Here is a 17,039-nt window from a genome sequence, read left to right as displayed (position 1 = left end):
AGTTTTGAACTGTATTTCTCTGCTATCAAAGATTGCCAATTCCTATCATATTCTGCCATGTCAAAGTATGATAAGAGAGTGTTTTTATGTATATGTATTTGATATATAATGTGTTGTTGATTGGGTGTAAAATTTGAAATGAAATAGAGCAAATTACCTTCACTAATTATTTTCCGTATTGTGAAGGGCTGCAGCCAAAATGTTTCGAAAACGTTCTTGAAAAATTAGAGGCTTCTGAAAAACCAACTTTATAAGCAATCTGCGAAATACTGAGATCCGAATTTCGGAGAAGCTTTTCGGCATGATCCATTCTGACTTTGGTAATAAACTCATGAACTGTACAGCCGCTGACAGCCTTTATTTTTCTGTATAATTGCCTTTGGCTGATTTTTAGTTCATTTGCCAGTATTTCAGGACCAAAATCTGTTTCTTCGATATGGGAGCTAATCAGATCAACCGTTTTAGACAGAAAAGCTTTGTCGAGATTTGGTGACTCAACCTGTAGCTGACTGATACTGTTGATATGTGCTAATCTATTTTGCAGAATAAGCCTGTTGTCCAGAACACTTTTAATCTGAGCTTTTAAGACTTCGACGCTGAAAGGCTTCATCACATATGCTTCGGCACCTAATTCATAACCCTCAATTTGATTTTCATCAGATCCTTTTGCTGTTAATAAAATGATTGGAATGTGACAGGTGTTTTCGTTCATTTTAAGTTCGCTACATAATTGAGTTCCTTCCATTTCAGGCATCATAACATCTGAAATGATAATATCAGGTATTGTCTGTAGGGCTGTTTCAAACCCTTTTTTTCCGTTGTATTCCTGAATGAGATTATATTCATTTGATAATTCATTGTTTAAATAAGCCTGAACGTCGGGATTGTCCTCAACAACAAGTACTGTGGGTTTAGTAGTTTCATCCGCAACAACAGGTAAAGTATCAACTGATTTATGTTCTAATGTTTCAATTAATATTTCTTTATTTTGAATAACAGGTGTATCTGATAAGGCAATAAAAGGCAATGAAATAATAACAGTTGTCCCTTTTTTCACAATGCTTTCAATAGTAATTGTTCCATTCAAAAATTCTACAAGACTTCTGGTTAACGATAAGCCTATTCCGGAAGAATATCCGTGAAAAGGAGTAGGGCCTGAATTATTGAAGGCTTCGAATATTTTTTCTAGTTCTTTTGCTTCAATACCGATTCCATTGTCCTGTACAGTAATATTTAATACATTTTCGGTATTGTTTAAATGAGCTGAAAGTAAAACGACACCTCCGTCAGGGGTATATTTTAGTGCATTAGAAATTATATTAATCAGAATCTGATCTGTTTTTTCGAAATCTAAATAACAATTTAATGATGTTTTTCCGACTTCAAGTTTAAAATCGATATTGCGTTTATCTGCTATATATTTGAAGGTATTGTAACATTCTTCGATAAACACATTAAAATCCTGAGTGCTTGTATTTAATTTTAATTTTCCAATTTCGGATTTCCTGAAATCTAAAATTTGCTGTATAAGTCTGGTCAGGTAATTTAGATTTCTGTTTATTATCGAAAAATACAGTGTTTTTTCATTAGCCGATAATTTTTTGTTTTCTAACTGTTTTATAGGATCCGCAATCAGCGTGAGCGGTGTTTTTAAATCGTGCGATATATTGGTGAAGAACTTTAATTTTTCACGGTTTAATTCTTCCTGTCTCTCAGTATTTAATCGTACTAACCTGATTTCGTTTTTGAGACGTTCTCTGTATAAAATTTCTTTAAAAACCCAGTAAGCAGAACCAATTATTAGTAGTAAAAACAGCACTTTGGCCAATAGTGTATCATACCATGGCCCACTAATATTTACTTCCATTGTCTGTAATGGAGATCTGGCATCATTCAGAGAAATTATTCTGGCTTTAAAAATATAGCTGCCTGGAGGTATCATGTTGTAAATTGTCTTGCTTGAACTGGTTTTAATCCATTTTTCATCATAACCTTCGAGCATATATTCGAAGACTTCTTTATTTGTTATACTGTAATTTAAAGAAGCCAATTCAATAGTGAAACTCCGGTTATCGGAATCGAGCTGGATTTCTTTAGTTTGGGAAAGATCTTTTGAAAGTACTTTTTTCCCATTAAAGAATTTCATCGGACTCATTTTTTCATTGGCTAAGTACAAGGATTTAAAAACAAGTTTACTATCAGATACTATCGTTTTGATTTCATCCGGATTAAAAGAGAGATATCCATTTTTGTCGCCAAAATATATTTTTTGTTCTGAAATATCTTTATATACAGCCCGCTCTGAAAATGTCCATAAACCAAATCGGTCTTCTTTCTGGTAATTTGAAACTTTATTGGAAACAATATCGATCATAGAGATTCCTTGTTTATGGGCGACCCAAAGATTACCCTGACTGTCATCGGTTATAGAAGATATGTATGAATTTGGGTTTTCCGAAAGAAGCTGTATTTTTTCAATTCGCATTGGGTTGGCAGAGGGAGTTATTTTATTTAAACCTTCGCTGGAACCGGACCAGATATTTCCACGTTTATCCTTGTGCAATGCAAATATGATATTATCGGAAGTATTGTACATGGAATTTTTCTGAAATGAATTTAACCGAACTGCATTATGTACCATGCCTTTACTGTCTAATTTTACACGAACAATACCATTACCCTCAGTTGCCAGCCAGAGTTCACGATTACTGAAAGATAAAATATCCATAACACTGTGTTCGTTAATTTCTTTCGACAAATCAAAAAATTGGATGCTGTCATCGGTTAGATTCACACGTGCTATTCCTTTATAAAGCCCCACCCACAAGTAATCTGAGCCGGCAGATTCTAAAGTAAATATCGACCAGGTTTCTAACTTTGGTGCCAACACTTTATTTATTACAGATCTACACTGGTTGGTTTTCGGATCATAGCATTCGAGTCCGGTGATTCCTCCAATCCAGATTCGCCCTTTATTGTCCCTCAATAAACTGCGTACATTCTTAATACTGCTGTTGGATTTATAAAAAGGGTCGCTAGAATCCAGTTTGTTGTTTTTGTAAATCAGAATACTTTCGTCTGTGCCTAACCAGATTTTATCTTTAGATTTTGTTACCGCTCTTACTGTTGCCAGCTTTTTATTGTCGCTTCCCTTTCTAAAACTGTAATGCAGTTCAAAAGGATTGCGGTTGGGGTTTGCTTTATAAATATCCCCGCTTCTGGTTCCAAGCCAAATAATATTCTGATCATCAATAAAAAAATCGGTTATATAGTCATCCTGCAACTGTCCGGGATTGTTGATGTTGGCTGTATACTGATATTCTTTACCCGAATTCAGTTCATACGAAGTAAAGAGGTGAGAGGATAAAAAATATCTTTTTCCGTCTATAATCTTATTTTTGTTTAGTGTATTGGAATTGCTTCCAAGGTCTTTGACTACAGATTTGGGAACATCAGCAGAATTGACAAGTTTAAAAGAATTTAGTTTGTAGTTAAATTTTGCATATCTATTGTCAAAGGTTAAAAACCAAAGCCCTGTTTTTTTATCAGAAATAATATTTCGTATCCGATTATTAGGGAGTGATGTTTTATCGTTTGGATTGTGATAATAAAAGTCAAATGTTTTACCGTCGTACCTGTAAGATCCATTCCAGCTTCCTATCCAGATATAGCCCACAGAGTCTTTTGCGATTCCGTGTATTTGTGTTACGGGATTTAATTCCTTTGAGGTTATTTTTTCAAAAAAAAGATTTTGCGCATCTAAGTTCGTTATGCACAAGAAAGAAATGAAAATAAAACACAAATAGGTATTTTTATTTTTAACTATATCCATAATCATTTGTTAGACATGATTTAAGTCATGTATCTAGAATTACTTTAAAAGGCGAATATAATGTTATAATTTAAATTCTATAGATTATCAGATTGCATTTAGTAAATCTGATTTCAAATACGATCCCTATAGCTGATTCTGGATTTATATGTTATATTATTTTTACTAATATCATCTAAAGTCTGATTTAGGATTTCTAGTCCTAAAAATTGTATTAATAAATCATAAGTATCTAAAAATGAGTATTTATACGTGCTGTAAAATATATTTATAGGTTTATAGCGGACTTAAAGAAAAAAGTAAGGAATCAGTAATCTCCAGGCTGAGAGTGGTTGATGGAATTGTCTATGGTCTTGTAAATGTGCGTACTGACGGAAGTAAAATATTGTGTGCAACATTAAACGAGGGAAAGAGCAAACGGGAAATAAAAACCTTTAATTCAAGATTTTAATCTATTTATTTTTCAAAGATTCTTATATAAAGATCTGCGAATGTTTATTTATTTGAAGGTGTTGTAATGTTTAAACCTGATTCAGGCTACTAAAAAACATCTGGGTTTTACTTATTCTTAATTCGAAAGAATTCGAAAGACATTTTTAGAATAACGCTATATAACTGCTAATACAATTGAGAGGCAATTGGCTTATGCAAAATTGGTTTGGCTTTAAAGAATTTGTCAAATCCAAAAATAGCACTTAATTTAGTAATCAACTCGATGAAATTGAAGAAAATTAGATGTCATTTTATATGGCAACTGAGAAAAAAAACAACCTACAAAATATAAATCATGGCGCTTATCAATCCACACATTAACTTCAACGGAAATGCCGAAGAAGCATTTAGTTTTTACAAATCGGTATTTGGCGGAGAGTTCGCAAAGGTTATACGATTCAAAGATATATCAAGCCCTGAATATCCAATTCCAGAGAATGAAGCAAATAAGATAATGCACATTGCTTTGCCTATTGGCAAAAACCTTTTAATAGGCAATGACATTCCGGAAAGTATGGGACAAGTAAATGAAAATGAAAACAGGTCAAAAATAGCCATTAGTGCAGAAAGTCTAGAAGAAGCTGACAAATTATTTAACGGACTCTCAGAAGGGGGAAAAATTGAAGTGCCTTGGAATTCAAATTTTGGAATGTTTAGAGACAAATTCGGTATTGAATGGATAGTTGATTTTGACCCGAAATAGAAAGTATCATCATAAAATTTTATGTAAATATTTGTCACTTCTTACTATTTTATTTAATATCTGATAAATTTATAAAGATGCTTATAAATACAGCTTTTGCAAAAAGTTCTGAATATCAAGCATATAATTTCTAATCTTCATTTTTTTTTGTTTTTATGTTGTTTTTTGTTTGTACATCTCACATTTATTCCTATATTTGCACCCGAAAACAGCGTTCAACTAAAGCTAATATAGTTAAGCATAACACTGTAAAAATGGCCTCGTGGCGCAACTGAATAGCGCATCTGATTACGGCTCAGAAGGTTACTGGTTTGAATCCAGTCGAGGTCACTAAAAAATCCCATTTCTAATGAAATGGGATTTTTTTTGTTATAAATTATTATTAGCCGTTAAACTTTTAAATTACTTAAAACTTATATTTGATTCTGACAGATACTGCAGAATCAAATAACTAATTTTTTATTAAAAATTTCATGAGCAATCCATTTTCTTCAAACAACCAAATTGGTATGGTATCTACTTTTTCTGAGCTTGTGCATACCGATTTCAAGGGCGAAATAAATGCGTTATGCTGGTATAGAAATTTAGACGGCGATTTTAACGAAATCGTAACACAACTATCTGTAAAAGAAAATGTAACAGAAGTTTATGCTCATGATTTAATTGCACTCCAACTATCAGAAAAGGGAAATATAGCAAGGGAAATAATCTTAAATGATTTACAAGTATTAACTGATTTTGGAGCTTCGCCTTCTCTTAATTTAATAAAGTGTTATGAGCGAGATGATGAATTTGATTTCATATCTACTGATGTGTATTCGTTTCATGTTGATCGCTCGCCTATTGCAACAGATACTTTTTTATGTACCTATCATGGAGCAGCGAGTGATATAGTATCTAATTCACAGGCTGAGCAAAAAATTCTAATTCCAGAAATCCGGGCAAAGCTAAAAGAGCTGCATAATGGTCCATCAGAAGAATTCGAAAACTTTCTGAAGGAGAATTACTTTGATTTACATTATCAGATACATGCTGATGTAAAACCTATTAATTTAGGGTTAATGCATTTATGGCGTCTGGCAGTGGATCATCCTAAACAAAAAGTACTACCTTGTATTCATAGAGCGCCATTAGAAAATGAAGGGGAATATCGATTGCTGTTGATTTGTTAACACAAGCCAATAGCATAAAAAACCTGTAAATCGAAAAACTTGAGTGGTTTAGCAAAACTTTAAGGACTTTGAAAAGATTGAAAAACTTTTGTTTTATTTCTTTAATTTTTTTTCTAAACTATTATTTATAAGTAAAATAGATTTGTAATTTTTATAAGTTTGAAATAAAAAAAGCACCTGTCTAACAGGTGCTTTCCAAACTTTTCCTATGATATATATTATGCTACGATTACGTTTACTGCATTTGGACCTTTTTGGCCTTCTTGTATGTCATATCGTACTGAATCGTTTTGACGAACGTTTTCTGATAGACCTGAAACATGAACAAAGATTTCGTTACCACCATCATTAGGTGTTATAAATCCAAAACCTTTTTCTTCATTGAAAAATTTTACTGTACCTTCTTGCATCTTAAAATATTTAATTTGTTCAAATGTATCCTTTTAATTATTGGAAATAGAGTAATAAAATTTTAATTATGATTTTATTAACTTTTCAAAATCTCAATTTGCTAAGATGAACACAATATCAGCAAAACTTTTTTTTCCGGAAGAAAAGGTCTCCACTTAAAATTTGTTTTTTACTCAATTTTTACCATTCCTTTAAACTGAAGTGAATAACAAATGTAAAATATTTTAAATAGAAAGTGTCTGCACAAATAAAAGCAGTTTTCCAAATTAGATAATTGAACATTGAACATTTTAGACAACAATTGGAATATAGTACACTCTCTATTGTGCTTTTATCTGTACGATGAATATTGTATTTGATCAGTAAAAGAGATTATATAGCAGACAGTAAATAAAAATGTTTAAAAATGAATATTGAACATTTAGTAAGCATTTTTATAGTAATTTTGAAATTGTAAATCCCAATCAACATGATAAATTCTGAAGACCCAGTCGGAACTTCAAGCGACTTAAAAGATATCGAACCCATAATAGTTTTATTGGCTGATGATGATAAAGATGACCAAGAGTTATTTAAGGAAGCACTTGATGCCACAAAAGTCCCTTCTGAAGTTATTACAGTAGACAACGGTCAGGAACTGGTTAACAAATTAAAAGATGGGTCAGAACCAAAACCTGATATTGTTTTCATAGATATAAATATGCCTGTTAAAGGAGGTAAGGAAGCACTGGCAGAAATAAAGAGTGATCAGGAACTAAAGGAAATTCCTGCTGTTATGCTCTCCACTTCCAATCACCCTAAAGATATTGAAGATACTTTTAATGATGGAGCAAACCTTTACATACAGAAACCAAATTCTTTCACCGGTTTTATTCTCATTCTCAAAAAAGTATTCACTCTCCACTGGACAAAAGCTTTAATGAATCCGTTTAAAGATATTTTTTTTATTTCGGAGAAGAATATTTCTAAGAAGGAGTAAAATAAGCTTGAATCAAACCCCTCTTTCCCAATACGTAATCTATAACTTTTTGAGCAGTTAATAGCTTTCTGTTGTACATATTCCGTCTTGTATTCATCAACTCTTAGAATCAGTTAATCCAGAAAAAAGTTTAAAGATCTGGCATCTTCTTTATTTCCAATAGTTCTTTCTGTTTTTGAATCTCATCGTACAATGTCACATAAACGTTTGGTGGATGTTTCCTTTCGAATACCATCTACGATAATTCTAAGATAAACGTTTCTAATTTTTACTTTCAGCACGGGGCATTTTCAAAAAGAAAAATAACCCAAATCTGCTATAACATAATTCAATTTTTTAGATTAATAAATATAGAATTTTAGCGTAAAGAAACAAGTTATTAATCTCGTTAACCTTTTATTTTACAGGTGTTTTTTTGCGTTTTCTGGTGCACAATTGGAAAAATGCAGGAGTATGCCCGATTTCGCACCTTTAACTTTGAGAAGTTTTGAAAAAATTGAAAAGTGTTTTAAAACAAAAAAACTGCGAATCCTAGGATTTTACAAGTTTTACCACGTTTTTTTTTTCGGGTTTTTGAAAAGATTGAAAAAAATGACTTTTTACTTTTTTTACCCTTTTTGTGGGGAGAGCAGGATTCTAACCTTAAGCTTGAAAACCTCATATTTCCTGCATTTTTATTTTTTTAAACCTACACTTTAAGTCGCAAAAAAGGTATCAAATCCACTACTTTATGCAACTCCAAATAAATCATATTTAAGTTCTTTAAAGAAAAATTATCTGTTTTTTTTATTATTACATTATTAAAAAGACAAATAATCTTTAAAAATACACTAAAAAGGAATAATCATCTGATTTAAACTCTAAATTAAAATTATCCATCTTTTATTTTGAAATTTGCAAGGTAAAAAAACTAAATATCCTCATCAAATGAAAGCGAACATACAAGAAGATACAATATTAAACGAAAAGCAAGATATTGAAAACACACAGAATGCAATCAAAAATTATTTTACATTCACGCTAAAGAGCACTTGTTTAGATGAAAACTATCACCCAGCAAGTCAAACGCGTCTGACAACCAATTTTGCAAATCTGGCCAGAGGAGATAATCGCCAACAAAACTTGCGTAATGCCTTAAATATGATTAACAATCGATTTAATGCATTGGCTCATTTGGATAATCCGAAAGGTGACCGTTACCATGTAGAACTTGAAATCATCACAGTAACGATGAGTATTGATGATAAGAATGGTATTAACAATCTGCCAATGATTGAAGTTTTAAAAACGAATATTTTTGACCGTAAGACTAATCAGCATATTGAAGGTATTGCCGGAAATAATTTTTCTTCTTATGTGCGTGATTATGATTTCAGTGTTTTATTGATCGAGTACAATAAAAATAAATCTAGTTTTTGTGTTCCTGAAAATTTTGGTGATTTGCACGGAAAACTTTATAAGTGCTTTGTGAGTTCAACCACTTATAAAGATTACTTTAAGATGTCACCGATCATTTGTCTAAGTGTATCGAGCAACAAAACTTATACTCGCACTGAGTATCAGCATCCGGTTCTGGGTTATGAATATTTGCAGGATCAGTATTCTCTCACTGATGAATATTTCTCTAAAATGGGATTAAAGGTTCGTTTTTTCATGCCTCCGAACAGTGTGGCTCCGATGGCTTTTTATCATTCCGGAGATCTACTTGCTGATTATACTGATCTTGGACTAATCAGCTCAATCAGCACAATGGAGACTTTCCAGAAGATTTATCGCCCTGAAATTTACAATGCAAATTCAGTGGCTGGGAAAATCTATCAACCTAGTCTTAAACAAGAAGATTATTCACTGACTCGCGTGGTTTATGACCGCGAAGAGCGCAGCCGACTGGCTATTGAACAGGGCAAATATGCTGAAGAGCATTTCATTAAGCCTCACAAAAGTGTGTTAGAACAGTGGTCTGCCAATTTCGCTCTTTAATTAATTACAACAACACATTAAAATTATTTTATTATGAAGAAATTACTATTACCCACCTCAATTGTTGGAAGTTTACCCAAACCTGCCTGGCTTGCTCCACCTGAAAAACTTTGGTCACCTTGGAAATTAGAGGGAGATCATTTATTTGAAGGGAAACAAGATGCTTTGCGTATTTCTTTGCATGAACAACAATTGGCAGGGGTTGATATCATTAGTGATGGTGAGCAGACACGTCAACATTTTGTAACGACTTTTATCGAGCACTTAAGCGGTGTAGATTTTGAAAATCGTAAGATTGTAAAAATCCGTGACCGTTATGATGCAAGTGTTCCTGTTGTTGTAGATCAGGTTGCACGTCAAAAATCAGTTTTTGTTGATGATGCTAAATTTTTACGTAAACAGACTAATAAGCCTATAAAATGGGCCTTGCCTGGTCCGATGACAATGGTAGATACCTTATACGATGACCATTACAAAAGCCGAGAAAAATTGGCGTGGGAATTTGCAAAAGCGCTCAATAAAGAAGCAAGAGAACTGCAAGATGCAGGGGTAGATATTATCCAGTTTGATGAACCTGCATTTAATGTATTCTTTGATGAAGTAAACGATTGGGGAATGGCAGTATTGGAAAGAGCCATTGAAGGTTTAAAATGCGAAACTGCTATACATATTTGTTACGGTTACGGAATACAAGCCAACACTGATTGGAAAAAAACATTGGGTTCAGAGTGGCGTCAATACGAAGAAATTTTTCCGAAAATTCAAAAATCTAAAATTGATATTGTGTCATTAGAATGTCATAACTCAAATGTACCTTATAATTTAATGGAACTTGTTCGTGGTAAAAAAGTAATGGTAGGTGCCATTGATGTGGCAACCAACACTATTGAAACACCCGAAGAAGTAGCTGATACGCTACGTAAAGCGCTGGAGTTTGTAAATATTGAAAATCTTTACCCTTCTACAAACTGCGGTATGGCTCCGTTAGCTCGAAACGTAGCTAGAGGTAAGTTAAATGCTTTAAGCGCAGGAGCAGCAATTATACGCAAAGAATTCGCTATTTAGTTCAATGTATTAATTAGAAAAACGGGGTTCTTTTTTTGACTCCTCTGTCCGTAGGTTTAACGACTCTACGGACTAACAAATGAATCTAGAGACTCCGTTCCGGGATTGGCTCTAAAAATTATACTTCTTTTCGTCGAGCCATACCCTGAGCGATGATGCTGGCTGCAATCAATTGCAAGGCATGGTAAAGCATGAGTGGCAACAATACGATGCCGGTAATGGTACTGTGCTGAAAAAGCACTTTTGACATGACGGTGCCGTGTACCAATGACTTTTTAGATCCGCAAAATAACACAGTAATACGATCTTCATCTGAAAAACCAAGCAAGCGGCTGAGTAGTCCTACACAAAGGAATACGGCAAAAAACAAGACCATCATCCCTGTAGCAAGTCCAGCAAGTTCAAATGCAGTGAAGCCTTCGAAAAGATGTTCGGAGAATGACTTACAAAACGATGTGTAAATGATGGTAAGGATGACTGCCTGATCGAAATATTTGAGCTGTTTCTTATATTTTTCAGCAATGGCCCCAAAACGGGAGTTGAGGCTGATGCCAATGATAACAGGCAACAAGACTTGAAGAACCAACTTTATGACGATATCAGTGATATCAAAATCGCCTGTTGCAGAAGCTATGAACAGCCCAACCCAGAGCGGTGTAACAACTACTCCAATCAAACTGGAAATACTCGCATTGAAAATGGCTGCGGGAATGTTGCCTTTGGCGATAGAAACCATAACCACAGAAGAGGAAACTGTGGATGGTAAAGCTGCCAGAAAAAATACACCTAACCAAAGCAACTCAAAGCCAGCGTTGACGAACAAGGGACGAAATGCTAAAACGATAAGCGGAAAAAACAAAAAAGTTGTCAACTGAACGACAATGTGCATTTTCCAGTTAGCAAGCCCGGCTTTTAGTTTCTCAACACTCAGTCGTAAGCCATAAAACAAGAAAATAAACGATACGCCTACATTGGCAATATCCTCCAGCGAAACAGGTTCTTTAACCAAGCCTGGCTTTGGCAAAAAATAGGCCAGCAGTATCATGGTTCCTATCATTAACAGGAAACCGTCGAAACCTGCTTTACGTAATACTTCTAATAATTTCTTCAATGTGTTCTTAATTTTTATTTTTAGATTTTTATACGGCAAAAATAAGTTTTGCAAGCCGTTAAATCTTATATTTAATTAAAATAAGGTTTTTGTATTGTTTTTTGTTATATTTGAAGATTATTATTCTTTTTCGCAAATTAATTCAACCTATTTTAAGTAAAATATTCTATGGAGCAGATAGACGATATTGATCTTCAGTTACTAAATATACTTCACGATAATTCTAAATACACAGTAAAAGAACTGGCAAAGATGGTAAATCTTTCGGCATCGCCAGTTTTTGAGCGTATTAAAAGATTGGAAAACAGCGGTTATATTAAGAAATATATAGCACTCCTTGATGCAGAAAAATTAAACAGGGGATTCATTGTTTTCTGTAATATCAAACTTAAACACCACGATCGTAATATTGGGAATCAGTTTGTTAGCGATATTATGAAAATAGAAGAAGTTGTGGAATGTTACAATATTTCAGGTGATTACGATTTTTTAATGAAAGTTTCTGCCAAAGACATGAAGCATTATCAGGATTTTGTGTTTAATAAATTGGGATCAGTTGAAAGCATAGGGAGTACCCAAAGTACATTTGTTATGTCGGAGATAAAAAACATGTATGGATAGTTCTATGATGGTATATTTATTTGAAATTAGCAAAGTTTTTTATCTGTTGCATAAATTTTTCCTAAACTAATAGCTTGATTTCGTAAAGGTCCTACTTTTCCAAATTAAGTAGTTTACTAAGTTTCTGCCGCAAAACTTATGTTGGCGATTATTTTTAAAATTCGCCTTAGCTTTTGTGGCAGAAAATGTATTAAGGCATCGATTTTTTGCCACGATTTTGCCATATAGATTTTGAGCAGTTTTAAAAAATTTGAAAAACTGTATAAAACAAAAAAAACCTGTAAATCTTAGGATTTACAGGTTTTACCCTTTTTGTGGGGAGAGCAAGATTCGAACTTTACGCCTGAAACCGCTGTAAATGCCACTTTTATTTATGTCTTGAACCTCTGTGCACCGATTCTGCACCCAAATTCAATTTTACTATTTCAATATTAAATCATTCACAAAAATTAAAATACTAACTAATTAACAGACAGTAGTATTATTCTTTTTGTTTTACAAATATATTATAAATATTTAAAATGCAGAGTTTCCGTGGTTCTGTCGCATTTGGGAATAGCTTTTATCTTTGGAATTTTAAAACTAAAAAAAAATGAATACCGCAGGTCATAGCTATCCAAAATCTATTATTCTTCAGGCAGTGTATTTTAAATTAAGATTTACCCTTAGTTACCGGGATGTTGAAGAGATCATGAAAATGCGAGGAGTTCATGTTGATCATGCTACCATTCAGCGCTGGTTTTATAAGTTTACACCTTTCATTGAGTCGGAGATCAAGAAGAGAAAGGTTAGAGTGGGGACAAGCTGGAGATTGGATGAGACTTATATCAAAGTAAAAGGTATTTGGTGTTATTTATATAGAGCAGTAGATAAATTAGGCAATACGGTTGACTTTCTTTTGACCAGAAGAAGACAAAGAATGAGCGCTCAGTCTTTTCTAATTAAAGCAATTAGTAATAACTGCATACCAAGAGTAATAAACATTGATAAAAGCGGTTCTAATATCGCAGCGATCAAAGTCTATAATAAGCGTTCGTTCTCAAAGATTAAAATTCGGCAGTGTAAATATCTTAACAATATTGCAGAACAGGACCATCGATTTATAAAATGGAGGATACAAAACGGGTTAGGCTTTAAAAACTTTGAATCAGCAAGACGAACATTGAGTGGAATTGAAGTTGTGCATATGCTTAGAAAGAATCAGATGATTAGACCAGGGATATCTATGTTTAAATCATTCTGTAATTGGCGAGCTAATTTTTAAATGACTTAAATTCTTATATTTGATTCTGACAGATGCGACAGAACCGCACAAGATGCAAGATAATGTATTATCTACGTTTTTTAGCGGTCTGCTTTCTTTCTACCTTTTCTTTTCCAAAGAAAAAATCCCGTAATAGAAAGCACTGCGGGGCTCAGTCCGGCAATGACGTAAAGTATTTTAACAAACAAATTATCATAATCACCCCGGTGAAGCTGTTTCATCATCCAGTAAAACCTATCGGAAAATGGTTTTTCTTCAATGCGTATTGTTTTGGTCCGCTTACCGGTATCACTGTCATAATAAACATCGCTGCCTTTACCCAAATACAGAGGGTTTTTGGTATTAGAAAACTCGCCGCTTACAACAATGTCCGTTTTTTTATCAGCAGCAATTTTTACGGCAATTGGCCTGAAATTGGGAATTTCCCTGGCCTGTTTTATCACTTGGTCTATATCTGCCTTTGCCTGATAATTCACTTCTTTTTTCGGGATTAATTCCCATTCAGCAGGTAAAAAGAGGCTTTTGTTCATCCAGAAACCGGTAAAAAAAAGAATGAAATTAAACAACAGAGTCCAGACACCGATAATCCTGTGCAGTGATGAATTAAGGGTTCTGGCGGATTTACGATTTAACTTCTCCCGGAACATAAGAGTAGCAAATATCTTTTTACGATAAATAATCACACCCGCAATTAAGTTTAGCAGTAAAGCAAGGCCTGCAATGGCTGTTATAAGTCTGCCTGGTTTATCAATTAAAAGTGAGTAGTGCGCAAGATACAGCCAGCGAAAAAATGGAGACTCAAAAGAGCCAAAATCACCCTCTCTTATAATTTTTCCAGTATAAGGGTCTACCATACAGCAGTAGAGATAATTATCGGTCACCTTATCCTGATAATTAAAAATCATAAATTCGTAGGTATCGCGCGTATTTCTTGGAAAAGTATGCAGCATAATCTGTCTTGCCTGAGGATAACGCTCAGAGACTTTATGATACATCTGGTTTAATGAAATGGTTTTACTGCCCTTCACACAGTAATGCATGGGCGGGTTATTGAAATACTCAATGTCTTTTTTAAAAACCAGCATTGCGCCCGAAATTCCAAAAAACAAATACAGCACCCCGAAAAATAATCCGAGGTAGCTGTGCAGCTGAAATGATATTTTTGTGATTTTTTTCACTTTAAGTTCTAAATAACAGCTTTATAATTTTAATTTTAAAGATAAGATAACCTCACGCAGCACTCCCGGGGTAATCATACCACGGCCGCCATACCAATAATACTCGTTGAGCAGATTATTAGCAGAAAGAGAAAAAACATATCCTGTTTTCTCAAAACTCAGAACCGAGTTGATTAAGGTATAAGCATTAGTGGAAAAAGAACCATTAGCGTTGTTAATCATCAAATCTTTACCATAATGACTGCCGCCCAGGCCTAAAGAAAACCCGCTCAAAGCTTTTGACTGCGCAGCGTAATTGATATACCAGGTTCCGGAAAGTTTAGGACCGGCATCTACAGGTCTGAGTCCTTGAGTAAGTGCATCAGAGACTATAAGCTTACTGTCGTTATAAGCAAAACCTGCATGCAAAAACAATCCTGCCATCGGATTTGATTCTAAATCTGCTTCAAAACCTTTACTGCGCTGCTCGCCATTCTGCAGATAGGAAGCCGAATCATTTGGATCCTGCCTTACCACATTGGTTACATCAATAGTATAATAACTCAAAACGGCATCCAGCAGGTTCTTTTGCAGAGAGATTTTAACGCCCGATTCCCATTGATTTCCATAAACGGGCTCAAAATTGGTCATCTGACCGTTTACTGATTGCGGTGCCTGAGGCTGAAAACCATTCATATAATTGGCAAACAATGCAATTCTTTCAGAAACAATCTGGTAATTAATTCCCAATTTCGGAGAAATAGCCGTTTGTGTATAAGCCCCGGTAGTTGTTTCTGTTAACAAATCCTCTGTCCCTTTGTTATCAATATAATTGATTCTCGCGCTGAGCATCACACTTAAATTCTTCAATGGGTTAATCACATCTGAAGCATATAGGGAATAATGATCCTGAATTGCCTTATAGTTCTCTCCATAGGGTTTTAAGGCCAGTTGATCAGAAATATATTCATTATTGAAATAAGCATTTTGAGGATCTGCAGCAGTGGCCGAAACTTTAGTAAAATTCATAGATTTACTGGCAATCCCGTACAGATAATGATAATATTCAACACCCGTAATTAGTCGGTTTTTAATACTGCCAATTTTGAAATTCCCAACAAAGTCTTGCTGGATTTGCTGACTGGTAATATTTTCCGGATACATTCTGTACACTCTTCGTGTCACATTCTGGCTGTCATCATCGAGTCTCAACCTTATATAATCTCCCGGGGTTTTATTGTTGATGGAAATTAAATTGGTTTGGGATTTCCAATTTTCTGAAAGCCTGTAAATGATTTTTCCGTAAATATTTACCGCTTTATTATTCAAAGTTACCGTATTGTCCTGGAAGGAGCGCAGATAATCCAGATTCAGTTCCCCGGAGGATTTAGCAGTCCCCAAAGCCACTTGGTACAGTGGATTATTGGTAGCAGTTTTGTTTAGAATTTCGGCATCAAGCTGGATATTTAAATCATCGCTAATCTTGTAAGAAATACTGGGAGCTAAAAAAAATGTTTTTGAAAAACCCTGGTCCTGAAAAGAACCTTTGTAGGTATAAGCGCTGGTTATTCGGGCAAGAACCTTTCCGTCTTTGTCAAGAGGTCTGTTGATATCAAGGGTGGCCCGCTGCAGGTTGTAAGATCCGCCCGTTGCACTAATGTCGGCAAAGGCAGTACGCTGAGGTTTTACAGTTACACGATTAATCAGCCCGCCGAAAGTAATCATAGTAGCGCCGCCGCCTCCGAAAATTACGGCGCTTGGTCCTTTGATAACCTCAAGCTGTGCTATGCTGACCGGATCCATATCAGAGGCTACATAACCGTTTACGCCATTTCTAAAACTCGAACGCGTACGAAATCCCCTAATGGAATAATACGGGGAAATACCGGCCCAGCTCGGGGCAACACCAGCGGCATTGTGCAGCATTTCGCCCTGGGTGTAAAAATTTCTGTTTTTAATCAGCTGCGGGGAAACCGAAGCGGTAACCTGGGGGTTTTCTAAGTTTTTAATCGGGAGTTTTGAGGCCAGTTCGCTCGATACGTCCTTAGATTTTCTGACCCCTTCAATAATCACTTCGTCCATTAGGGTATATTTACCCGGGATGCTGTCCTTTTTTTGTGCATAGAGCTGCAGGGAAGCCGCCAGGGCCAGCGCAAAAAATATCTGTTTTTTCATTTTGTAATTTTATATAATTGTAATTTGATTAGAGTGCAGGCACTCCTTCATTGTTTGTCACAATGAAAAATCATTCC

General features: G+C 34.6%; 12 protein-coding genes and 1 tRNA gene. 8 read left to right on the top strand and 5 right to left on the bottom strand.

What is annotated here, in order from left to right; genetic code table 11:
- Positions 1-166 precede the first annotated feature (166 nt).
- On the bottom strand, positions 167-3,832 hold the full coding sequence (locus tag FLACHUCJ7_RS16865; RefSeq protein WP_180909720.1) for a hybrid sensor histidine kinase/response regulator transcription factor: 3,666 nt from the start codon (positions 3,830-3,832) through the stop codon (positions 167-169).
- A gap of 787 nt (positions 3,833-4,619) precedes the next feature.
- Here FLACHUCJ7_RS16865 and FLACHUCJ7_RS16860 point away from each other — a divergent pair.
- The 3 genes from FLACHUCJ7_RS16860 (at position 4,620) to FLACHUCJ7_RS16850 (ending at position 6,199) form a co-directional block, all read left to right on the top strand.
- Positions 4,620-5,027 (top strand): VOC family protein, encoded by a 408-nt coding sequence (locus FLACHUCJ7_RS16860; RefSeq protein WP_078228036.1) that lies wholly within the window; start codon positions 4,620-4,622, stop codon positions 5,025-5,027.
- Between the two features lie 256 nt (positions 5,028-5,283).
- Positions 5,284-5,357: transfer RNA gene (locus tag FLACHUCJ7_RS16855), tRNA-Arg, on the top strand.
- 143 nt (positions 5,358-5,500) lie between these two features.
- Positions 5,501-6,199, top strand: a complete 699-nt coding sequence (locus FLACHUCJ7_RS16850) for a DUF1826 domain-containing protein (RefSeq protein ID WP_078228035.1) — start codon at positions 5,501-5,503, stop codon at positions 6,197-6,199.
- 218 nt (positions 6,200-6,417) lie between these two features.
- Here the strand turns inward: FLACHUCJ7_RS16850 and FLACHUCJ7_RS16845 are convergent, their stop codons facing one another.
- The gene (locus FLACHUCJ7_RS16845; protein ID WP_078228034.1) at positions 6,418-6,609 is read right to left on the bottom strand and encodes a cold-shock protein; all 192 of its coding nucleotides are present in this window, start codon (positions 6,607-6,609) and stop codon (positions 6,418-6,420) included.
- 470 nt (positions 6,610-7,079) lie between these two features.
- On the opposite strand from FLACHUCJ7_RS16845, the gene FLACHUCJ7_RS16840 reads away from it, so the two are divergent.
- The 3 genes from FLACHUCJ7_RS16840 (at position 7,080) to FLACHUCJ7_RS16830 (ending at position 10,634) form a co-directional block, all read left to right on the top strand.
- Positions 7,080-7,589 carry a response regulator gene (locus FLACHUCJ7_RS16840; RefSeq protein WP_180909719.1) on the top strand — a complete coding sequence of 170 codons (510 nt, stop codon included), beginning with the start codon at positions 7,080-7,082 and terminating at the stop codon, positions 7,587-7,589.
- A gap of 927 nt (positions 7,590-8,516) precedes the next feature.
- A complete protein-coding gene (locus tag FLACHUCJ7_RS16835; RefSeq protein WP_219634123.1) occupies positions 8,517-9,569 on the top strand; it encodes a DUF1852 domain-containing protein in 1,053 nt (350 codons plus the stop codon).
- 33 nt (positions 9,570-9,602) lie between these two features.
- Positions 9,603-10,634 carry a methionine synthase gene (locus FLACHUCJ7_RS16830; protein ID WP_180909718.1) on the top strand — a complete coding sequence of 344 codons (1,032 nt, stop codon included), beginning with the start codon at positions 9,603-9,605 and terminating at the stop codon, positions 10,632-10,634.
- A gap of 118 nt (positions 10,635-10,752) precedes the next feature.
- Here the strand turns inward: FLACHUCJ7_RS16830 and FLACHUCJ7_RS16825 are convergent, their stop codons facing one another.
- The gene (locus FLACHUCJ7_RS16825; RefSeq protein WP_180909717.1) at positions 10,753-11,745 is read right to left on the bottom strand and encodes a bile acid:sodium symporter family protein; all 993 of its coding nucleotides are present in this window, start codon (positions 11,743-11,745) and stop codon (positions 10,753-10,755) included.
- A 168-nt stretch (positions 11,746-11,913) separates the two neighbouring features.
- On the opposite strand from FLACHUCJ7_RS16825, the gene FLACHUCJ7_RS16820 reads away from it, so the two are divergent.
- Both FLACHUCJ7_RS16820 and FLACHUCJ7_RS16815 read left to right on the top strand, forming a co-directional pair.
- The gene (locus FLACHUCJ7_RS16820; protein ID WP_078228029.1) at positions 11,914-12,366 is read left to right on the top strand and encodes an Lrp/AsnC family transcriptional regulator; all 453 of its coding nucleotides are present in this window, start codon (positions 11,914-11,916) and stop codon (positions 12,364-12,366) included.
- A 592-nt stretch (positions 12,367-12,958) separates the two neighbouring features.
- Entirely contained in the window at positions 12,959-13,630 is a 672-nt protein-coding gene (locus tag FLACHUCJ7_RS16815; protein ID WP_180909716.1) for an IS6 family transposase, read from the top strand.
- Positions 13,631-13,710: 80 nt separating this feature from the next.
- Here the strand turns inward: FLACHUCJ7_RS16815 and FLACHUCJ7_RS16810 are convergent, their stop codons facing one another.
- Entirely contained in the window at positions 13,711-14,808 is a 1,098-nt protein-coding gene (locus tag FLACHUCJ7_RS16810) for a PepSY-associated TM helix domain-containing protein (RefSeq protein ID WP_180909715.1), read from the bottom strand.
- Between the two features lie 21 nt (positions 14,809-14,829).
- The gene (locus FLACHUCJ7_RS16805; RefSeq protein ID WP_180909714.1) at positions 14,830-16,962 is read right to left on the bottom strand and encodes a TonB-dependent siderophore receptor; all 2,133 of its coding nucleotides are present in this window, start codon (positions 16,960-16,962) and stop codon (positions 14,830-14,832) included.
- Positions 16,963-17,039: the final 77 nt, after the last annotated feature.

It is taken from the genome of Flavobacterium salmonis (genome assembly GCF_903819435.1).
Classification (GTDB): Bacteria; Bacteroidota; Bacteroidia; order Flavobacteriales; family Flavobacteriaceae; genus Flavobacterium; species Flavobacterium chungangense.
Note: the sequence above shows the minus strand (reverse complement) of the source record. Positions and strands in the feature narration are given on the sequence as shown.